A 20855-nucleotide genomic window follows, 5' to 3' on the forward strand; every position below is an offset into this window, starting at 1 on the left:
TTGATCAAGAAAACACGCACAGAGGAGGTGTATCAAGATGGCGATCACTCAAACTCATGCCCAGAGCTATCTCGGCAAACCGGTCGTCTGCCAATGCCGGGACGGACGCCGTCATGTCGGTGTCGTCCACCGCGTGACGAACGACGGGATCTACCTGCAACAAGGTACCGGCCTCGCATCGGCAGAAGGCAAAGAAGCTGCGTTCACCCACGCGGATCAAGCAGGAGACCTGCAGGCGGAAGCGGTGTTCTGGCCGCTTTTGTTCCTCCCCTTCTTCACGCTGGCAGCTCTCTCTCCTTGGTTTGGTCCTTGGGGATACGGCTACGGATATCGCGGTTACGGCCGCTACTGGTTGTAATCTCACAGCGAAAAAAGACCAACTCCCCGTTTGGCGGGGGTTGGTCTTTCTCTTATCCCAATAAAAATCCGATCAATCCGCCGCCGAGCACGAGCCACGCCGAGTTGATTTTCAACCGGAAGACGAGCAGCAGCGCGACGGCGGCCAGCCCGACGGTCAGCCCGTCGACCAGCGCGGTGTATCCGAGTTTCCACGAGACGAGCCCCATCAACGCCAGCGACGCGACGTTGACCCCGTCGAGAAATCCGGACATCCACGGCGAGCGGCGCAGTTTGGCGATCAGGCGATGAGTGAGCGCGACGAACACGAACGCGGGCAGGAAGATCGCCAGCGTCGCAAGCAACGCCCCCGGCACGCCGTCGATCAGGTAACCGATAAAGGTCGCGGTGGTAAACACCGGCCCTGGTGTGAACTGGCCGATGGCGACGCTGTCCAGCAACTGCTGCGCGGTGATCGCACCGGTGCGATCCACAAAGTCGGTCTGCAAGAACGCGAGCAGGACGTAGCCGCTCCCGTACAGCACCGAACCGATTTTCAAGAAGGTGAAAAACAGAGCAGACAGAGACATCGCCGACTGAGCGGCCTTTTCCGGCAGATCGGCCATATACAGACCAGGCAGCGGCAGAAAGAGGGACGCGGATGCGTTGCCGATCCGATGGCGGTTATAGATCAACATGACACCAAGACCTGCCAGAGCGAGCAACAGGATCTCGTTGAGCCCGAGCAGCGTCAGGACCACCACGGCAGCCCCGGCGATCCCGGTGGAGACGTTTTTCACCGCCGAGCGGCCGAGTCCCCACAAAGCCTGCAGGACGATGGCGAAGATGACCGGCTTGATCCCGTAGAGGATACTGCCGACGGCGGGCACCGTGCCGAACGCGGTGTACATGACGGCAAACAGCAGCACGATCAGCATCGCCGGCACGATGAAGCAACTGCCCGCGAGCAGCAGACCGAGCCACCCGGCGCGCTGGTAGCCGATGTGGATCGCCAGTTCGGTCGAGTTGGGTCCCGGGATCAGGTTGGACGCACCGAGCAGATCAAGAAACTGATCGCGGGACAGCCATTTGCGCTTTTTGACCAGTTCGTCGTCCATCATGGCGATGTGGGCAGCCGGGCCGCCGAACGCGATGGTGCCGAGCTTGAGAAAGACGGCTGCGACTTCCTTCTGCCGTGCGCGACGTTCGGCCGGGTCAAGGTCGCGGTAGGCGATCTCTTGATCCGGGGCATGGTGTTCGTTCATGAACAGGCCTCCTACTGGAAACGATGATGATTTCGCGAATATAATAGGCGATTTCCGATAAAATGTCTATGCAAATTAACAAAATAAAGCCGAGGTGTGCGCCACCTCGGCTTCTCTCTTTGTTATTCCGGATTGTTGCCCGCTGTCGGATCGGGCGTGAACGACGGTTTGTAGCCGTCATAGTTGACATGCGTCATCATCCCTGCCGCCGCGTGGTGCAGGTCGTGGCAGTGGAGCATCCAATTGCCGTCGTTGTCGGCGGTGAAGGCGATCTCGTACGTTTCACCCGGCCGCACGTTCAACGTGTCTTTGAGCAACGGCGCGCCGCTCACCGCTTTGCCGTCTTTGGACAGCACGCGGAAAAAGTGGCCGTGCAGATGCATCGGGTGATCGGACGTACCGGGGTTGGTCAGGGTAAATTTGACCTGCTGACCTTTCTTCACGTTCACTTGCTCGGTGTTTGGGAAGGTCTTGCCGTTGATCGTGTAGACCTCGTTGCCGTTGCTGTCTTTTTTCGAATCGAGGACGAAGTGCTTTTCAATATCGTAGATCGGCTGTGCGGCGGCCGCATCCCCTTTGCCGTAGCGGGAGATGTCGACGAGTGCCGGGTTGGCCTCGCCGTCCGCTTCGCGGTCGACCGCTTTCAGGTCGCCGGTGTAGACGACCGGGATCTTCAGCTCGCGGGCTGCTTCCGCTTCATCGTGATAGTCGATGGTGAACGGCGTGCCGTCGGCGACAAACTCGATGTCATAGCGTTCACCCGGCGCGATCTCAAACATCTCCGCGCCTTCGAGCAGCGGCGCGTCGGCGATCGCTTGGCCGTCGGTGTGGGTGATGCGATACGGTTGGCCTTGCAGGTGAACACGGTGGCGCATGAAGCCGGCGTTGATGAAGCGGAGTTTGACCGTCTCGCCCTTTGTGACTTCGAGACGGCCGATGTCAGAACCGGCCTTGCCGTTGACGGTGTAGACGTTGTACATCATCTTCATCATCGCATCATGAGTCATCTCGCCGCTCATGCCGCTCATGTCGTGGCCGCTGTGATCCATGCCGTCCCCTGTGTTGCTGTTGCCCCTATCATGCCCGCTGTGGTCGGTGGACGATTTACCCTTTTCGGCGGTCGCGCCAAACATTTGCGGGTTCCACTCATCGAGGACGAGCGTGTAGTCGCGGTCGTACGTGACCGTCGGCTGTTTCGGCTCGACGACCAGCGTGCCGTAGAGCCCGCGGTCGACCTGATTGGCGCCGTCTTGATGGGAGTGGTACCAATACGTGCCCGGCACAGTCGCCACAAACTCATACGTAAACGACTCGCCCGGCTTGACCGCGTTTTGCGTGACGCCCGGGATGCCGTCCATCGCGTTTGGCACCGGATAGCCGTGCCAGTGGATCGAGACCGGCTCGGACAGCGAGTTGTTCAGCACGACTTTGACGCGGTCGCCTTCCGTGACGCGGACTTGTCCGCCCGGCACGGTGCCGTTGTACGTCCAGGCCGGGACCTCCAAGCCTTCTTTCAAGACCCAGTTGCTTTCCTTTGCTTCCAAAACAAACTCTTTATACGCACCCTGCCCGTCCGTCTTGGCAGCAGCCGGGACGGTCATGGTCGCGGTCTGTTGCGCCTCCGGCTGCCAGAGCGCATAGCCGCCGAGCGTGGCACCGATCACGGCGAGGCCGCCGATCAGACCGATCCATACAGATCTGTTCATGTGGGGTCACCTCTCTCCAAAAATTTCTGATTGAGGTCATTGTACCCGCACAATGTGTAGATCTCGTGTAGCATCAAGAAAAAGGGAAAAAAATCCTGACTGTCGTGCCGACATCCGGTTCGCTTTCCACCGTCACCCGGCCGCCGTGACTGTCGACGATCCGCTTCACGATGGCAAGGCCAAGGCCCATGCCGCCCTTTTCCCGGTTGCGTGACTTTTCGACGCGGTAAAATCGCTCGAACAGATGGGGCAGATCATCCGGCGGGATGCCGATCCCCGTGTCGGTGACGAGCAGTTCGCACTCACGATCCCGATGGTGCAAGATCACCTGCACCTCGCCCCCCGGCTCCGTAAAGCGAATCGCGTTGTGAAGCAAATTGATCAACACCTGCTCCAGCCGGTCACGATCCCCGCAGATGCGAGTGGACTCGGTGATCGTTTGCAGTCTGATCTCCTTTTCATTGGCGACCGGTTGAATTTTCTCCACCGTCGACGCGATCACGTCGGCGAGGTCGACCGGAGCCGGCACATGACGGGGAACGGCCGCCTCCATCTCCGCCAGATCGGCGAGGTCGCCGACGAGCCGTTGCAACCGCTGCGTCTCCCGTACGATCAGTTGGAGATAGCGGGTCTGCTCCGCCTCGTCCTGCACCCAGCCCTGCTCCAGCACTTGGCTGTAGCCTTGGATGTAGGACAGAGGCGTGCGCAGTTCATGCGTGACATCGGCGAGAAATTCGTTCCGCTGCTCCTCATGATACTGAAGACGCACCGCCAGTTCGTTGATCGACTGGCCGAGCTGACCGATCTCATCGCGGGTGGTCACCTCCACACGTGCCTCATATTGATGGTCGGCCAGTTGTCCAGTCACATTTTTCATCCGCAGCAAAGGTAGAGCCATCCCGCGGGCAAACACGAGGATCAGCCCCAATGCCGCCAGCAGCACGAGGCTGCCGATCAAAAGCAACCGCTGATGAAAATCGGCCAGTGCCACATCGACCGGGAGCAACGAGGAAAACAGGAACAGTCCGCCGTGCACCTGTCCTTCCGTCCCAAAGATCGGGTATCCGACCGCATAGTACGGCTGTGCATATTCGATGCGCTGTTCAAACGCGACCTCCCGTCCTTGGAGCACGTCCCGCAGATAGGGTTCGACGTCCGGCTGGTCGACCATGCCTTGCGCCTCCGGTGTGGCGATCACCGCGGCACCCGACTCGTCGACGAGCAGATAGTGATGCACGGAGACCTCGCTCAACGCCCGGATGATGTGCTGCAGGTGTTGTTGCTGGTCGTCGTCCATCACCGAGCTCATCTTTTGCCCTTCTTCTTTTAGCTCATCGGCGATATGGGTGGTGTAAAGGTCGACCACCATCCGGTCGATGACCAGCGTCAGCGGGGTCATCACCGCCGCAAACAGCAAAATGAGGATCAGGACGATCTTGCCCGTGATCCTCATGCCTGTCCCGCCTCATATTTGTAACCAAATCCGCGCACGGTGGCGACTCGGCCCGGATCGGCCCCCGCCTCGCGCAGTTTCAGCCGGATATTTTTGATGTGCGTGTCGACCGCCCGCAGTTCGCCTGTGTAGTCATAGCCCCAGAGCAGCTCGACGATCTGTTCGCGGGTGAACACCTGCTGCGGCCGGTTGGCCAGCAGTTCGAGCAGTTCAAACTCCTTGGGCGTCAGATCGAGCCGTGCCCCGGCGATGCGGACTTCCTTGGCCAGCCTGTCGATCAAAAACTCATCCTCGCGCGGCGGTGAGTGGCGGCGGAGCAGAGCGGCGACGCGGGCGACCAGTTCGCGCATGTCGAACGGCTTGACCAGATAATCGCTCGCTCCGAGCTCCAACCCTTGCACGCGGTCGTCGACGCTGCCTCTGGCCGACAGGATCAACGTCGGCGGCATCCGCTCTTCGCCGCGCAACTCGCGCAACACGCGATAGCCGTCCATCTCCGGCATCATGATGTCGAGGATGAGCAGATCGACCGCGTCCCGCTCCAGCATCGCGCAGGCGACACGGCCGTTTTCTGCCTCCAGCGTCTCGTAGCCCTGCGCTTGCAAAGCGATCCGAAGCAGCGTACGCATGTCCGCCTCATCGTCGGCGATCAGGATGCGCTCGCGACTCATGACGGTTTGACGATGCGCGACAGCATGCCGTCCATCGCGGCTTTCGAGATCGCCCCTTTGCGGATCTCCATGATCACGCCGTTGCGGTCGATCGCGTAGGTGGTCGGAACGGTGAAGATCCGGTACTCCTGGCTCGGTTCGCCCGTCTTGTCGAGCAGCATCGGGAAAGTCAACCCCATGTCCTTGACGAACTGGCGAGCCTTCTCCTCGCTGTCCTGCATCGTCAGGTTGACGCCGTAAAAGACCGCCTGATCCTTGTACTGGTCGTAGATCGCCTGCAGATCGGGCATCTCCTGTTTGCACGGCCCGCACCACGAAGCCCAAAAGTTCAACACGAGCGGCTTGCCTTTCAACTCGGACAGTTTGACCGTGTTGCCGTCAAGGTCGGTCAGAGTAAAATCGGGAGCCGGATAGCCGACCTGAGCGGTCGGCTCCTGTTGCTCCGTGCCTTGCTGCGTCTCGGTCGCCGTGGTGCCGGAGCCGGCCTCTTGCCCGCCTGTGGTGCTGAAGTAGGCAGCCGCTCCCAGCACGGCAACAGTAAGCGCCGCACCGATCCAGATGTTTTTCGAAATGGCCATATCAGACTCTCCCTCCTAGAAACCTTGCCAGCCGCCGAACAGACCGGTCAGCCAGATCGTAATCGCCGTCATCGCGTTGGTCATCAACAGGATGCCCATCACGACCATGCCAAAGCCCCCGACCTTCTGCACGAGACCGGAGTATTTCACCAGCCAGCGCATCGAGGACAGCGTGTATGACATCACGAGGAACGGGATGGCAAACCCGAGCGAGTAGAACAACATCAGGCTCCAGCCGCTGAGCGGGTTGTTGGCGGCGAGCAGCAGCACCGACGCGAGGATCGGTCCCATGCACGGCGTCCAACCGGCCGCAAACGAGATGCCGACCAGCACCGCGCCAAGGTACCCGACCGGCTTTGACTTCAGGTGAAACTTGCTCTCTTTCATCAAGAAATCGAGCTTCAAAAAGCCCATCATAAACAGGCCCATCAGGATGATCAAGATCCCGCCGATCTGACGGATCAACGGACCGTAGTCGGCAAACAGACCGCCCAGCGTCCCGGCCGAGAAGCCGAGCACGACGAAGATGATCGAAAATCCGAGCACGAAGAAGAACGAGTAAGTCAGCGCTTTGCGTCGAATCGCGCCCCGGTTGTTCTGATCCTGCATCTGCTCATAGGACATGCCGGTGATAAACGAGAGGTAGGACGGGTAGAGCGGCAGCGTGCAGGGCGAAACAAACGACAACAGCCCTGCGAGAAACGCGATATAGAAATTCGGATTGGCTGTTTCAAACAATGGAAGGTCCTCCTGAGTGAAGTTTGCTCTTTAAACTTATCATACGGACAAACGGATGCAGACTCAAGGAGCGGTTTCTTTTTGACAGGACTGTGACCGTTCTCGGATAGCTGCGCGGCTACCGTGGCAACGTAAGGGCGAGGTGATCCCTGTTGCGAGCTTTCTGGCCTACATTAGCCCGACCGGTTTGGGTATTGCTCAACGGCGTTTTGTTTACACATCTGGGCACCTATATGCTCGTGCCCTATTTCTCCATCATCCTCGCGAAAGAAAAAGGACTTCCCCTCTCGCAGGTCGGCTTCGTGCTCGCGGCAGGTTCGGTGGCCTATCTGGCCGGCTCGCTGCTGGGCGGCGCGATCTCCGACCGGCTGGGGCGCAGGCGGACGATGGTCGGCGGTCTGATCGTTCGGAGCGGCGGCCTCCTGCTGTTCATCTGGGCCGGGTCCTTTCCCGCCCTGCTGGCGGCCAATCTGATCGCCGGGGCCGGCAGCGGATTTTACATGCCCTCGGCCAAAGCGGGCATCGCCACCTACGCCGCGCAGGGCGAGCGGACCACTGCCTTTTCCTGGCGCGGCATCGCCGCCAACATCGGCGTGACGCTGGGACCTTTGCTCGGGACGTTTCTGCTCACCCGCTCCAGCACGGTGCTGTTTGCCGGCACGGCGGTGATCTATCTGGCGTTGGCTGCGGCGCATCAGGTGCTGATCGCAGCGGACTGCACGGGCGAGAACTGTCCGGAGAGACAGCGCGGATCTTTTCGCGACCTGTTGACAGACCGGCCGTTTTTGCTGTTCAGCTTTGTCACGATCTTTGTCTGGGCGCTGTTTACACAGTTTGCGCTGTCTCTGCCGCTGCGAGCCGACCAGATCCATGCGGCGGAACGGATCGGCCTGATCTGGACGACGACCAGCGTCTTTGTCATCCTCCTGCAAAGCCCGCTCACCCGCTGGTTCACCAAACACCTGCATCCCTTGCAAGCGATGGCCCTCGGCACGGTAATCGTCGGCATCGCGCTCGGGTCGGTGGCCTTTTCCTCATCGTTTTGGCATCTGCTGGCGAGCGCGGTGTTGTTTAACTTCGGCCAGATGTTCATCATGCCGACCTCCGACGCCATCGTCTCCGATCTGTCCAAGCCGGAGCAGATCGGCAACTACTTCGGCGTTGCCGCGTTTGTTTTCGGTGCAGGCGAAGCGATCGGCAACATGGGCGGCGGTCAGTTGATGGAGTACGCCGTCGCCCGCCATGTGCTCTATCTGCCGTGGACCCTGTTCGCCGTGACCGGCGTGCTGGTCGGCCTGACCTACTACGCACTGACCTTTTGGGGACGGCTGGCTCTGCCGCTCAACCGGGTGCTCGGCGAACGAGTCAGTCCCGAACAGCCCGCCGCTCCGCTCCCGTCACCAAAAAACGGCAAGTCGCCTTCCTGAACCAAGAGGCGACCTGCCGTTTTTTCTTATGAAATTGCGCAGGCTTCCTCGACCGGTTTGGTCTCGACCAGCGCGTTGTCGATCGTCGCGTGAATGTCGCGGACCACGTCTTCCAGCGTATCCCCCGCAAACATGTAGCGGCCGTTGATGTCGAGATAGCCGCCTTTGCCGGTAAATTGCTGTCCGACCTTCGGCAGGATCTCGCCGATCATCGTCGGGATCTCGCCCATGAGGCTCTTCGCCGCCACGACTTCGCTCGCTTCGCCCATCGGCTGCGGAATCATCAGGAAGCCGCCGTATTTCGGCGCGTCCTCTTTCAGCGTGACGCCGGTGAACTGACCCGCGTCGATCTTCATCCACTGGGTCACCATGTCGATGCCATACATCTCTTTGTACAAATAGGTGATCTCGCCGCCGCCCACGCGGGCGCCGATCTCAAGGAACACCGGTTCAACCTCGTTTTTCATGATGATCTCCAAATGGAACGCGCTGTCGGTCAGTTCCAACGCCTGCAGCGTTTTCGCGGTGAAGTCTTCGAGCAGGTCGTTCACCGGACCGTGTTGGAGCGTGTAGGAGCCGAGCGGTTTGCCGTAGTTGAACTCCAGGCACGTGTTGATGTAGGCCGACACTTTCACAAACTGGAACTCGCCTTTGTAAACGAGGCCGTCCACGTGATAGATCGTGCCCTCGACAAACTCTTCGCACTCATAGTCGGTAAAATCGAGCGTCGGCAGCAACGAGCGGAGCGTCTCTTCATCGTCGACTTTGTGCACGCCTTGCGACGCGGCACCCGCTTTCGGCTTGAGGATCAGCGGGTAGCCGACTTCTGCGGCAAACGTCAACACGCCTTCCGCATCTTCGCAGTCGAGGAAGTGCGGCACACGCATCCCTTCACGCTTCATGCGGACTTTCATCGCGACTTTGTCGCGGTACATCGCCACTTGGTGCTCTTGGATGCCTTCGATGCCAAAGCGGGTGCGGATCGTCGCCGCTTGGATCAGGTCAAACTCGGAGCCTGCGATCAGACGGTCGATGCCGCCAAACTCATCGATGATCTCGCGGCACGCCGCATCGAGCACATCGATGTCTTCGATGTTTTCCACTTCGATCAGTTTCGCGATATCTTCCGGGCCTGCCGTCAGACCGAGCTTGCCGTCTGCGTTGACGATATAAAAGACGGTATTTTCCTTATGATCGACGATTTTTTCATAGTCGGCAAAATCGTCGGGCCAGCGATTCATGATCAAAATGCGTTTCCCGTTCATGAGAGTGCCCCCTGTTTTAGGTGAACTGCACGACGCGGTCCGCTTCGTCCAGCGTCGTTTTCAGTTCTTCATAATTTTCATTGGTGTAGATCATAAAGCCGAGTCGACCCGCGTAGGACGAGTTGTCCATGCCGCGACCCGGTTCCAACGTGATGTCCATCTCTTGGAAGCCCGGTCGCGACTTGAGATCGTCGAGGCCGTCAACCGCCGAATAACTGCGCAGTTCAGGACGGAAAAAGAACTTGATCCCGGCAAACAGATTGCGGTTTAACGTGATCGGCTTTTTCTGTTCCTCGATCTGTCCGAGGAACGAATCAAATGTAATTTTGTAAAGGTCGATGCCTTTGGCGTATTCGATGAGGTCGATGATGTGGTCGCCCGCGAGGCGAGCGGCCAGTTCCATCGCCACCGGTCCGTCTTCCGCGAGACGGATCTCGCAGTGGAAAGGTCCGACGGTGACGTTCAGAGCGCGCACCACATCGGCGACATAACGGTAGACCGTTTCTTCTATGTCAGGCCCCAGGTCGGCGCTGACGATGTGACCGACTTCAACAAAGTAGGGCTCCGGCGAGAGCAGCTTTTCAGTGATGGAGAGGAAGGTGACTTTGTCCCCCTCCGCATAGCCTTCGACGCTAAACTCCGGGCCGGAGATGTACTCTTCGATCAGCACATCTTTGCGCGACAGACGACCGAGGTCCGTGATATCCGTCTGGTTGATGGCTTGGTAGCCGGCGAGCAATTCTTCAAAAGTGGAGACTTTGCGGACGTTCATCGAGCCCGACAGGTCCACCGGTTTGATGACGCAAGGGTAACCGACATAATCGATGGCCGCTTGCAGTTCGTTCTTTGTGGAGACAAGACGAAAACGAGGGACGCGCACTCCTGCTGCGTGCAGGGCTTCGCGCATGATGTCTTTCTCGCGCAGGCTTCGCACCGTGTTCGGGTTGAGTCCGCGCAGACCCAGATCGGCGCTGATTTGCGCCGCGAGTGGAACGTAATATTCAAAGCCGGGGACGACAGCGTCGATCCCGTGAGCTTGATGATACTCCCGCGCCTTTTGAATAGCAGCCTGATCGTCATTTGTGTCCACGATGACAAGTTCGTCTGCGTACTGCAGATAGCGCTCTGGAATTTTGCGGTCGTCAGCGTCGTATGTCATCACGATCACTTTGTGACCGCACTCGTTGCCTTTCTGGATCAGAACGTATCCCGAAGACGAAGGTTCAACGATCAGCACTTTTTTCACAAGGTTTCCACTCCTTTGATTTGTATAGAGGGATGCGCCAGATAGCACATCCCCCTGATGATACGTGTGTTTGCAATTATTAAGCGCGAGCGCCGATGGTGTTGTCGTACAGCTCTTGGAAGTACATGCCGATCAGGTTGATGAAGTTCTTCAGGTACTGTTGAGCTTTTTCGCCGTCGCCTTCGACTTTCATCGCAGCAACGATGGTGCCGAACATCAGGCCGACATGGTCTTCATCATCATCCACGTCGAGGTGACCTTGCATGCCTTTGGTCTTCTCTTTGCCGTAGACTTCGCCGGCTTTTTGGGTGATGTTTTTGTTGTAGTTGTCGGAGTACCACTCAACGAACCAGTTCCAGACCATCGTCGGGATCGGGCCGTCTTGGTTGATGGAGTAGTAGATGTAGCCGATCAGCATCTCGGTGGTGAAGAACGGCTTGGTTGCGCGCAGTTCTGCTTCGGAGACGCCGAACTTTTTCAGGTCATGCAGGAAGAGGGAGTCATGGCCGAACTCTTCTGCCAGGTATTGAGCCAGCTTTTGAGCCAGCAGGTTGTCTTTGTAGCCGATTTTGTACAGCGAGTAGGAGTCTACTTCGTTGTTCAGGCCGATGCGGATGATGGTTTCCATCAGGTGGCGCTTGTAGTATTCTTGGTCGATTGCTTGGCCCATGTTGAACTCACGAGCGTACGGAACTTTATCGAACATTTTTTCCATTTCTTGTTTAGCGAGTGCTTCGAATTCTTCACGGGTCGGGAACTTGAGTTCTACAGCAGTCGTCGACATTTGTTGGAACACCTCTTTGGTTTAGGATTTGATTCTCGGTACCACTACACCCCAAACAATATATTGAATTAAAATATTAGTCAACGTGAAAGTTTATAAGTAAGTGTCATTATTCATTCACCGAATAAAAAAGTAAGGATGTTTGTTGACTAAAGATCTTTGATATTTTGCATAAAACCGTTAAAACATGGGGTCTCTTGACAATTCTCGACATCTTTCACGCTTCTAGCGGAAGAGTGAATTGACAAACATTTATACTTATGCGGTGATTTTTGATTTGAATTGTTCGTGACTGAGAACCTAACAAAACAACACGAAAGCGTATTTTCTAAGGCGTCATGTGGGTTTTGTAGATCTAATTTGTTTGTTTAAACAGTTCCGTATATTTTATTTTTGAATTAAAAATAAAGAAAAAGCTCATAAATTGGCCGTTTTTCTTGTCGAAAACGTAAAATCACCGAGTAAACGTCGTTTTCGAGCCATCTATATTTTTTTATTGGCCCAGCCCGATCCCGCCGGCCGCATCGGTACCCTTGCCATCTGTGATAGAATAGAGGAAACAATTGTCTGACAAAGGAGCCTTTGCGAATGAGCGCGACTCGAATCTTGCTCTTGTTTCTGGCGATCAACATCATCAACTATGTCGACCGCCAAGTCATCTCCGGCGTCTTTCCCCTGTTGAAAGACCATTTCACCCTCTCCGATGCGCAGCTCGGGTTGCTCGGCACAGCGTTTATGATCACGTACTCGCTGACGGCCATCCCGTTTGGCGCTTGGTCGGACCGCTGGTTGCCGCACAAAGTGGCTGCGATCGGCGTCGGGATCTGGAGCTTGGCGACGGTGTCGTCGGCGCTGGCGTGGTCGTTTGGCTCCCTGTTCTTCTTCCGGGCGCTGGTCGGCGTCGGCGAGGCGGCCTACGTCTCCACGGCGGGCACGATCCTCTCCAACGCCTATCCGGAGCACAAACGCTCGGCGGTCCTCGGGCTGTTCAACCTCGGGATGCCGATCGGCGGTGCGCTGGGCGTGGTGCTCGGGGGCTGGATCGGCGTGACGTACGGCTGGCAATGGGCGTTTGTCCTCGTCGGTCTGCCAGGCCTGATCCTCGGTCACTTTGCGTTCCGCCTGCCGTTGCCAAGAGTGGAACCGGCCGAAAAACGCCCGCGCTTTCACCTGCGCGAGATCGGTCAGTTGCTGAGAAACCGTCCTTATTTTTATACCGCTCTCGGCTATGCGGGCATCTCGTTTGCGTTTGGTGCCATCGTGCTGTGGGTGCCGACGTTCTTTGAACGCTCGATGGGCTACTCGCTGGCCGACGCCACGATGCTCTCCGGCGCGCTGCAGGTCGGGGCCGGTCTGCTCGGCGCTCCCATCGGCGGCTGGGTCGGCGACTTCTGGCAAAAGCGCAACCCGCGCGGCCGCCTGTACACGCTGGTGCTGTCGATGTTGCTCTCCGCCGCCTTCCTCTGGGCGGGCCTTTTGCTCGGCAGTCTGGTCTGCTTCTTCTTCTCGGCGTTCTTCATGCTCTGGCATGTCGGCGTCGCGTCGGCCGTCATCTTTGACGTCACCGACCGCTCGGTCTGGAACACGGCATCCGCTGTGGCGATGTTCCTGATGCACGCCCTCGGCGACATCCCAAGCCCGGTGATCGTCGGCTGGATCTCCGACCGCACGTCGCTGTTCACCGCGTTCTCGCTGCTGCCGATCTCGATGCTGCTGGCCTCCTTGTTTTTCTACATGGCGAGCCGGACCCTCGGAATTCAAAAAAGAGAGGCCCTGTAAAAAGGGCCTCTCTTTTTCGTTTTTATCCAAATAAGCTCACAAGTGCGAACACGACGGCGACGCCGATCCAATACCACGCTTTCACACGGCGTTGCTGCTCCGGTACAAGACGCTTGAGCGTCAGTTCAGAGACGGTGTCGCCGATCTTCGGCTCGGTGCGCAGGTAGACGCGCTCCCAATTGCCAAGGTGGCGGTAGAGGATGCCGGCGACCATCGTCAGCAGGGCGAGTTTGTCGCCGACCGGCTGCCCGGCAAAGAAGAGGAAAAAGACCACCGCGCCCAAGATGACCAGCGTGGTCGCGATCACGATGTAGCGGATCAGGAGCACGAGCAGCACGTACGCGACGACGACCACAGCCAGCGGCAGCGGGTACAGGCAGAGCAGCACACCGGCTGCGGTCGCCAGCGCTTTGCCGCCTTGGAAGCGGGTGAACAGCGACGCGACGTGTCCGAGCACGCTCCCTGTCCCTGTCCAGAATGCGAGCGTGTGATCACCTGTGATCAGCAACACGAGCAGCGTCGGGACAAATCCTTTGAGCACGTCCAACGCCAGAACGGTCGCGGCCGCCTGTTTCCCGTAGACGACGAGCGTGTTGGTCGCGCCCGGGTTGCCGCTTCCTTGTTGAAAAATATTGCCGCCCCGTCGCTTGGCTTGCAAGAAAGCGAACGGCGTCGACCCCACGAGATAACCGATCAGCAAAAACAGAAGAATGGAAAAGTTCACGAGATCACCTCAACTTCATATCTATGCACGAGAATCCACCATATTGTAACACGAAACGAAGAACATGAAAAAAGCTCTCCGCCCGATCCATTGCAGAGAGCTTTTTTCACGAATACCTGCCCGTTTGACTCACAGCAGGCCCATCTCCTTCATCACCTTGACCACGCGGTCCGGATAGTCGGAGCAGATGCCGTCGACGCCCCACTCCAGCAGGCGGCGGATGTCCGGCTCTTCGTTGATCGTCCAGACGTGCACCTTGACGCCGTGCCGGTGGGCGATCTCGACCATTTTGGGCGTGACGACGCGCAGGCCGTAGCCCGCCTCCGGGACTTGGAACGCGTCGACCGGCGGCTTGTAGAAACGGTGCAGACCGGTCTTCCAATAAAAGACGAACTCCACCATATCCCGCGTGTTCGCCCCGGTGGCGATGCGCGACGACGCCAATTTGCGAAACCGCTCCATCGTCACCGCGTGAAACGAGGCGATCAGCACCCGGTCTTCCGCCTGACACCGGCGGATCGTCTCGACCAACGCCATCTCCATCGGCGGTGAGGCCTGTTTGATGTCCATGTTGATCCGCATCGTCGGAAACGCGGTCAGCACGTCCTGCAGCGTCGGGATCGTCAGTCCCTTGCCCCGATACGGGTAGGTCCGGCCTCCGTCGAGCGTAAATCGATACCCGGCATCGATCTCGCGCAGTTCGGCCAGCGTTTTGTTCTTGATCAATCCACTGCCGTCTGTCAGCCGGTCGACCGTATCGTCGTGGCTGACCACCACATGCCCGTCGCGGGTCATGTGCACGTCCGTTTCAAAGGCGTCTGCCCCCATCTCACTGGCGAGCTGAAACGCTGCCATCGTATTGGACGGGGCATAGGCCGACGCCCCTTGATGAGCCAAGATCATCGGCCTTGGCAGATCAAGGTATGGCTTTGTTTTGCGCACCCGCTCCCTCTCCCATCATGCAATACCGCTCGATCATCCGCGCCCGTGCCGGTGTGGTCTGGAGCGCAATGATGCGTTGCGGACCCGTTTCATCCAAATAGCGGATCTGCATCACCGCCCGCTCTTCTTCCAGATGAGACGCAACCGACGTGATCCGCGATGCGTCCACCGCACAACATTCGCGTGCTCGCGAGGTCAGGCAGAGCGCTCCGTCCAAGATCGACAGGTATACCTCCTCACCGGGAAGCAACGTTGGAAACGGGCTGTTTTGCAGCGTCACTTTTCCTTCATAGCGTATCGTGCGGTCTTCATACAACTCGCGGGCCACCGCCAGGACGCGGGCTTTGCGCGTCTCGAACACCTGCCACACGAGCAATCCGATCCCGACCAGCGCCCCGAACAATCCGATCACCATCTGTGCTCGCCCCCTCTCAGTGCCGGTTGACGCCGGCAGCCAGGAGGATTCGCTCCCGTTCGGCCTGGAACACCACATCCGGCACGACCGGTGTCAGGTCGATGTTTTCGATCGGCTCTTGCAAAAACAGCCAGGACTTGCAGCCGAGATACTCGTCCTCGACGCGCACCGTGCACGGCTCCGACAGTTTGTAGGCGCGCACGATCAGGATATGCAGCGGTTTGTTCGGCTGCCATTGCAGACGCTTTTCCGCATAGTCGGGCGTGAGGATGTGAAACTCATCCAGACGGGACAAGATCTCGCCGTCATCCTTGACGGTGAGATCGTCCACCACATGCGCGAGATGCGTGATCGTCACTTCGCGCGGCGGCATCTCCATCCCCTCGGCGGTCTCGGCGACGACCTTGTCACGCCAGGCCGGCTTGACCAGATCGGCGCGCTGATGCTCGTACGTCGGATAGAGGTAGAACGACTGCTCTTCCAAGCGGAACTCCCGCGTCTCTTCCAGCAGCCCGCCTTTGCGCACGAGGATCAGTTGCTCGCCGGAAGCCAGCGCGTCGATGCAGACCGCCCACTCTTTGCAGGCGATCTCTTTGACCGGAAGATGCGGGGAATGCAAGTGTTCGGAAAACGAGCGAAAACTGACTGTCATGAAGGAAACTCACTCCTGTTCCTGAGAGTCTTCACCTGATTCCTGAGCTGCTTTGCGCCGATGGGAGAAAAAGCGCCAGAGAAACGGCGTGCCAAGCGAGAGCACGACGAGTGTGCCGATCCAATAGCGGAACGGATAGAGCATCTCCTCGATATGCCGCCATTGGTGACCGACCGCCTGCCCGAGCAAAAGGAACGTCAGCACCCAGACCAGCGCGCCGCCGTATGCAAACGGCGCAAAGATCCGGTAGTTCATCTGCCCAAAGCCTGCTGTCAACGCCGTCACATGCCGGAGCCCCGGCACAAAGTAGCCAAAGAACAAGGCAAAGCGTCCGTATCGTTCCATATAGCGTTCCACTTTTTCCAGCCGTTCTTCCGTCAAATGCAAAAATCGTCCCAGCCGTTCCACCGCACTGCGTCCGAGCAGCCGCCCGATCAGGTAGCTGAGCGTGATCCCGACCGAACTGCCGAGAAATGCGGCGAGAAAGGCGGGCACATACGCCATGTGTCCTTTTTGGATCAACACGCCGACAAACGTCAGCAACGTCTCATCGGGCAACGGCAGGCCGACGATGCCCAAAAACAGCAGCCCGAACAGCCCGAAATAGCCGTACTGTTCCAATATGTGGAGAAGCATCCCCTGCTCGATACTTCATCACCTCACCCTTTATTGGGGAATCAGCGAGTCAAACCAGACTCCTGCCAAGTAGATGAGCAGCACCGAGACCACAGACAGCAACACCGTCCAAGCAAAGATGCGCATCCTCTCACTCCTTTTCTGACTCCTCTCCGGTCAGACAAAGAAAGCATGCAGTGACTGCATGCTCTCCCTTTCTTCTCTCTGTTACGGCGTGACCGATTCAGCCGCGTCGGCCGCTTGCGGTGCCGGACCGCTGATCTGCTCGGTGGTGGCACCGGTCTCTTTCCACTCTTCGATCAACACCGCGACGGTGTCGGGAGCGAGCGGGTAGATCTGAATCATCGTCAGCATGTCGATCATCGCTTTTTGCTCGTTTTTGCGAATGCGCGTGAGGATGTCTGCGATCAGATCCATCTCTTCTTGCGACAGACCGCCCTCTGCGGCGCGGATCTGAATCTTATTCTCGCCAAAGGTGACTTCATATACTTGATCCGTGTCAGACTCGACCGGGAACTGGCGGTCTTTGAAGCGGTTGGACAGGCTCATCTTTTGCACCGGATTCAGTTTGGTGCGCTTCAATGCGGATTTAAAATCAAAAGTTTGGCTCATTTGGTCGAATCCTCCCTTGCTTTCCACTCGTCTTTCGTTCGTATTATACCATTTTCTTTGAAAGGGTTGTGCTCCTTTATGTCGAAGTAGTCAACGACATGCAAGATTTGGAGGACGAAGGATGAAAGTAACGAGACACCGCCCTGACTTTGTATTGTTTGTCGTCGTAGTCCTATTGACGTTGATCGGTTTGGTGAGCATTTACAGCGCGAGTTCGATCGTCGCACTGGTCAAGTACGAGCAGTCAACCGCCTACTTTTTCATTCGCCAGTCGGTCTGGGTGATCCTCGGCCTGTTTGTGATGCTCTTTACGATGAACATCCCGTTTACCCGCTGGCAAAAATTGTCCAAGCTGTTTTTGCTCGGCTCTTATCTCGCCTTGATTCTGGTCCTCATCCCGCCATTTGGCAAGGAGGTCAACGGCGCTTATCGCTGGTTGAAGTTGGGCCCGCTTTCCTTCCAGCCCTCGGAGTTGGCGATCGTCGGGATCATCTTGTACCTCGCCTATCTGCTTTCCAAAAAAGGCGACCGGGTGCAGGATCCGAAAGCTTCCTTCTGGCCGACGATGGTGTTGACGATGCTCGGCTTTGGCCTGATCATGCTGGAGCCGGACATGGACACGGCCGCCACCTACGGACTCTGCGCGTTTATCATCATGTTCGTCGCGGGCGTTCCCGGAAAGTATTTGCGAAATACGGCATTATTAGCCATCGCGGCGATGATCCCGCTGGCCTTGTACGGATATCGCGGTGAACGTCTGGATGCCTATCTCGACCCTTGGAACAACATCAATGAAAAAGGCTATCAGGTGATTCAGTCGCTCTACGCGATTGGCACCGGCGGCCTGACCGGGCGCGGTCTCGGCCACTCCATCGAGAAGTTTTCCTATCTGCCGGAGCCGCACACCGACTTTATTTTCGCCGTGTTCTCCGAGGAGTGGGGGTATATCGGCGGGATGGTGCTGATCGTGCTGTACGGCATCCTGATCTGGCGGGGGATTCATATCGCCACGCACGTGCAGGATCGATTTGCCGGTCTGGTCGCCGTCGGTTTGACGACGATGATCGGCGTTGCCGTGTTTCTCAACATCGGCTCGGTAACCAAACTGTTGCCGACCATTGGCGTGCCGCTGCCGTTCATCTCGTACGGCGGCACCTCGCTTTTGTTTAAAATGTTTGCGATGGGCATCCTGCTCAATATATCACGCTATACGGTACAGGAGCGTCCGGAACAGCCCGCACGCGCTTTTGACGGAAAAGGGGGAACTTCGTTGTGACAGAAAACACGCTGGTGCAAGATCTCGGTCGTAACGTCTATCTGATCGACCTGCTGGAAACCAATTCGCCCGGCCGCACGTCGGCGTACGTCGTGCGCGGTGAAAAAAACGCGCTCGTCGAGGTCGGCTCGTCGCACTCGCGGGAAAACATCTTGAACTCGCTGGAAAAGATCGGACTGACACCGGAGCAGATCGACTATGTGATCGTCACGCACATCCACCTCGACCACTCCGGCGGCGTCGGGTACATCCTGCCGCTGTTGCCGAATGCGACGGTCGTCTGCCATCCGCGGGCCGCTCGCCATCTGATCGACCCGTCCCGCCTGATCGCCGGGGCGAGCGCCGTCTACGGCGACGAGTTGGAGCGCATCTTCGGCAAGATCTTGCCGGTGCCGGAGGAGCGCGTGCTCGTGCGAGAGGACGGCGAGGAGATCGACCTTGGCAACGGGCATCTGCTGACGTTCTACGATACGCCGGGGCATGCCCGCCATCATTTCTCGATCCACGATCACGGCTCGAACGGCATCTTCACCGGCGACACCGTCGGGATCAAGTATGTGCCGGAGTTGACCGGCTGGGACTTCGACGTCATCTACCCGTCGTCGTCGCCGTCCGAGTTTGACCTGCAGGCGGTGTTCCGCACCATCGAACGCCTGCAAGCGTTACGTCCGGACCGCATCTACCACACCCACTTCGGTGCGACCGAACCGGCCACGCATGCGTTCGAGCGCACGCGCCAAACGGCGGCCGACTTCGACCGTCTCGCCCGCGACTCCTTCCGCCCCGGCCAGCCGTGGCAAGAGATCGCCGAAAAGCTTCGCGAGTACATCCGTACCGACTGTGCCGCACAAGGTCATACCGTGACCGATCTGTCCGGACTGGAACTCGACATCGAGCTGAACGCAAAAGGCCTGCTGTTCGTCTTGGAAAAAGAACACGCAAGCAAAAACGCATAAAAACGAAACAAGGCTGACGCCGTAAAAAGCGTCAGCCTTGTTTCTTTACTTTTTCCCAAACGCGAACGTATGTCGGATCGGATACGACGGTCCGGCAGCCCCTGCCGACACAGACTCAAACAAGTGCACCGCCTCCACCGTCCACGAGATCGGCTCCGGTGCGGCTGCCGACTCGGGGCGGAATGTGCCGTCGGCCGATTTGAGGCGACCGAGGGTGATGTGCGGCTTGAAGGAGTTGTGCGCATAGCGGGTCGCGTCCAAACGCTCCGCTCCGGCCATGCCTGCGGTCAGCGTGCGGTACAGACTTTGAAATGCCTCCGTCTCGCCTGCCACGCCGCACCAGACCACCTTCGCCTGGGGGAACCAACCCGGTTTGCCCAGCCGCAACTCAAACGGCGCCTGCTCCCGCAACGCCGCTGCCACCAGCCCCGTCATCTCCTCCACCGCGTCTGCATTCAACTCCCCAAAAAAGTGCGTCGTCAAATGCAACTGCTCCGGCCGATACCACCGCTTGCCGTCCACCAGCGGTGCCAGCCGCTCCTGCAAGGCGGTCAATTCCGCCCCGCACCGCTCGGCCGGCACCTCCACGCCGAGAAAATACCGTCCCATCTCGCCGATCCTCCTCACGCAACGATTGATCTGTCAGCCCGATTTAGCCGAAGATGCGCTCCGCACGCGCCAGGTCCGCGTGATCGTCCACTTCCACCCAACGCAGATCGCCAACGTCGACGACGCCGAGTTGCCAACCTTCGCGGATACGCTCTTGGAACGCACGCTCGTAGTATTCGTTTTCCTCGCCCGCTTCAACCAACTGCGCCAGATGCGCGACGATCGCCGGCACATCCTCCGCCACGATCTTGCACAGGCCGATCGACTCGCCAAGACCGCGCTCCACGGTGATCTCCTTGCTCAGTTCCGTCACATGACCTTGCTCGTCGAGGACAAATTTCATCGCTTCCTCATCGAGTTTCATCTGCATGTCGACCGCCAGCCCGCTGTGCGAAAGCCCGGCCACGCGACTCAAAATGCCTTCTTCCAAGATCAGGTCGCCGTCGGTCAGCACAAAGCCGTTCGCCAGCTCCTCATGGGCGCACAGCAGCGTGTAGCCGTTGTTCGTCTCGTCATAGCGCGCGTTGTGCACAAACGACACCTTCAGCCCGTGCTCTTGCGACCACGCGGTCGCAAACTCCGCGATCTGCTCCTGACGGTAGCCGGTCACCAACACCACTTCCTCAAACGCCTCCGTCGCCTTCGCCTGCGTCAAAAACCGCTCCAAGATCGTGCGGCCGCCGACCTCGACCAGACACTTCGGACGCACATCTGTCAACGGGCGCAGACGCGACCCGACACCTGCCAGCAAAATCACCAATTTCATACTCGAATGCCCCCTCCGA

Annotated in this window: 22 protein-coding genes; 5 read left to right on the forward strand and 17 right to left on the reverse strand. The window is 58.3% G+C overall.

Annotated elements, in window-relative coordinates:
• Positions 1 to 37 precede the first annotated feature (37 nt).
• Positions 38 to 358 carry a hypothetical protein gene (locus tag OS242_RS07700; RefSeq protein ID WP_267151095.1) on the forward strand — a complete coding sequence of 107 codons (321 nt, stop codon included), beginning with the start codon at positions 38 to 40 and terminating at the stop codon, positions 356 to 358.
• A gap of 52 nt (positions 359 to 410) precedes the next feature.
• On the opposite strand, the gene chrA is transcribed toward OS242_RS07700, so the two are convergent.
• From chrA to OS242_RS07730, 6 genes are all read right to left on the reverse strand, one after another.
• Positions 411 to 1601, reverse strand: a complete 1191-nt coding sequence (gene chrA, locus OS242_RS07705) for a chromate efflux transporter (RefSeq protein ID WP_267151096.1) — start codon at positions 1599 to 1601, stop codon at positions 411 to 413.
• A gap of 122 nt (positions 1602 to 1723) precedes the next feature.
• Positions 1724 to 3307: a multicopper oxidase family protein gene (locus OS242_RS07710; protein ID WP_267151097.1), complete on the reverse strand. Its 1584-nt coding sequence runs from the start codon at positions 3305 to 3307 to the stop codon at positions 1724 to 1726.
• A gap of 73 nt (positions 3308 to 3380) precedes the next feature.
• Complete coding sequence (locus OS242_RS07715; RefSeq protein ID WP_267151098.1) at positions 3381 to 4760, reverse strand: sensor histidine kinase; 1380 nt, start codon at positions 4758 to 4760, stop codon at positions 3381 to 3383.
• Complete coding sequence (locus OS242_RS07720; protein ID WP_267151099.1) at positions 4757 to 5431, reverse strand: response regulator transcription factor; 675 nt, start codon at positions 5429 to 5431, stop codon at positions 4757 to 4759. The genes OS242_RS07715 and OS242_RS07720 overlap by 4 nt, the downstream gene beginning before the upstream one ends.
• Positions 5428 to 6009 (reverse strand): TlpA family protein disulfide reductase, encoded by a 582-nt coding sequence (locus OS242_RS07725; protein ID WP_267151100.1) that lies wholly within the window; start codon positions 6007 to 6009, stop codon positions 5428 to 5430. Before OS242_RS07725 ends, OS242_RS07720 begins: the two co-directional genes overlap by 4 nt.
• 15 nt (positions 6010 to 6024) lie before the next feature.
• Positions 6025 to 6747 (reverse strand): cytochrome c biogenesis CcdA family protein, encoded by a 723-nt coding sequence (locus OS242_RS07730; RefSeq protein ID WP_267151101.1) that lies wholly within the window; start codon positions 6745 to 6747, stop codon positions 6025 to 6027.
• A gap of 152 nt (positions 6748 to 6899) precedes the next feature.
• On the opposite strand from OS242_RS07730, the gene OS242_RS07735 reads away from it, so the two are divergent.
• Entirely contained in the window at positions 6900 to 8174 is a 1275-nt protein-coding gene (locus OS242_RS07735; RefSeq protein ID WP_267151102.1) for an MDR family MFS transporter, read from the forward strand.
• Between the two features lie 26 nt (positions 8175 to 8200).
• Here the strand turns inward: OS242_RS07735 and OS242_RS07740 are convergent, their stop codons facing one another.
• The 3 genes from OS242_RS07740 to OS242_RS07750 form a co-directional block, all read right to left on the reverse strand.
• Positions 8201 to 9439 carry an ATP-grasp domain-containing protein gene (locus OS242_RS07740; protein ID WP_267151103.1) on the reverse strand — a complete coding sequence of 413 codons (1239 nt, stop codon included), beginning with the start codon at positions 9437 to 9439 and terminating at the stop codon, positions 8201 to 8203.
• Between the two features lie 16 nt (positions 9440 to 9455).
• Positions 9456 to 10685, reverse strand: a complete 1230-nt coding sequence (locus OS242_RS07745; protein ID WP_267151104.1) for an ATP-grasp domain-containing protein — start codon at positions 10683 to 10685, stop codon at positions 9456 to 9458.
• A 79-nt stretch (positions 10686 to 10764) separates the two neighbouring features.
• Positions 10765 to 11469, reverse strand: coding sequence for an iron-containing redox enzyme family protein (locus tag OS242_RS07750; protein ID WP_267151105.1), 705 nt, complete (start codon positions 11467 to 11469; stop codon positions 10765 to 10767).
• A 588-nt stretch (positions 11470 to 12057) separates the two neighbouring features.
• Here OS242_RS07750 and OS242_RS07755 point away from each other — a divergent pair.
• On the forward strand, positions 12058 to 13248 hold the full coding sequence (locus OS242_RS07755; RefSeq protein WP_267151106.1) for a spinster family MFS transporter: 1191 nt from the start codon (positions 12058 to 12060) through the stop codon (positions 13246 to 13248).
• Positions 13249 to 13270: 22 nt separating this feature from the next.
• On the opposite strand, the gene OS242_RS07760 is transcribed toward OS242_RS07755, so the two are convergent.
• The 6 genes from OS242_RS07760 to OS242_RS07785 form a co-directional block, all read right to left on the reverse strand.
• The gene (locus tag OS242_RS07760; RefSeq protein WP_267151107.1) at positions 13271 to 13972 is read right to left on the reverse strand and encodes a glycerol-3-phosphate acyltransferase; all 702 of its coding nucleotides are present in this window, start codon (positions 13970 to 13972) and stop codon (positions 13271 to 13273) included.
• Positions 13973 to 14101: 129 nt separating this feature from the next.
• Positions 14102 to 14914: a glycerophosphodiester phosphodiesterase gene (locus OS242_RS07765; RefSeq protein ID WP_267151108.1), complete on the reverse strand. Its 813-nt coding sequence runs from the start codon at positions 14912 to 14914 to the stop codon at positions 14102 to 14104.
• Positions 14889 to 15329 (reverse strand): hypothetical protein, encoded by a 441-nt coding sequence (locus OS242_RS07770; protein WP_267151109.1) that lies wholly within the window; start codon positions 15327 to 15329, stop codon positions 14889 to 14891. Before OS242_RS07770 ends, OS242_RS07765 begins: the two co-directional genes overlap by 26 nt.
• Before the next feature lie 16 nt (positions 15330 to 15345).
• On the reverse strand, positions 15346 to 15981 hold the full coding sequence (locus OS242_RS07775; RefSeq protein WP_267151110.1) for a DUF1802 family protein: 636 nt from the start codon (positions 15979 to 15981) through the stop codon (positions 15346 to 15348).
• A 9-nt stretch (positions 15982 to 15990) separates the two neighbouring features.
• A complete protein-coding gene (locus tag OS242_RS07780) occupies positions 15991 to 16617 on the reverse strand; it encodes a DedA family protein (protein ID WP_267151111.1) in 627 nt (208 codons plus the stop codon).
• Positions 16618 to 16824: 207 nt separating this feature from the next.
• Positions 16825 to 17229 (reverse strand): hypothetical protein, encoded by a 405-nt coding sequence (locus OS242_RS07785; protein ID WP_267151112.1) that lies wholly within the window; start codon positions 17227 to 17229, stop codon positions 16825 to 16827.
• A 121-nt stretch (positions 17230 to 17350) separates the two neighbouring features.
• On the opposite strand from OS242_RS07785, the gene ftsW reads away from it, so the two are divergent.
• Both ftsW and OS242_RS07795 read left to right on the forward strand, forming a co-directional pair.
• Positions 17351 to 18505, forward strand: a complete 1155-nt coding sequence (gene ftsW, locus OS242_RS07790; RefSeq protein ID WP_267151113.1) for a putative lipid II flippase FtsW — start codon at positions 17351 to 17353, stop codon at positions 18503 to 18505.
• Complete coding sequence (locus OS242_RS07795) at positions 18502 to 19461, forward strand: MBL fold metallo-hydrolase (protein ID WP_267151114.1); 960 nt, start codon at positions 18502 to 18504, stop codon at positions 19459 to 19461. Before ftsW ends, OS242_RS07795 begins: the two co-directional genes overlap by 4 nt.
• A 45-nt stretch (positions 19462 to 19506) precedes the next feature.
• Here the strand turns inward: OS242_RS07795 and thpR are convergent, their stop codons facing one another.
• Entirely contained in the window at positions 19507 to 20070 is a 564-nt protein-coding gene (gene thpR / locus OS242_RS07800) for an RNA 2',3'-cyclic phosphodiesterase (protein WP_267151115.1), read from the reverse strand.
• A gap of 43 nt (positions 20071 to 20113) precedes the next feature.
• Positions 20114 to 20836, reverse strand: coding sequence for a phosphocholine cytidylyltransferase family protein (locus tag OS242_RS07805; RefSeq protein ID WP_267151116.1), 723 nt, complete (start codon positions 20834 to 20836; stop codon positions 20114 to 20116).
• Positions 20837 to 20855 lie beyond the last annotated feature (19 nt).

This window comes from Tumebacillus lacus (genome assembly GCF_026410385.1).
Classification (GTDB): Bacteria; Bacillota; Bacilli; order Tumebacillales; family Tumebacillaceae; genus Tumebacillus; species Tumebacillus lacus.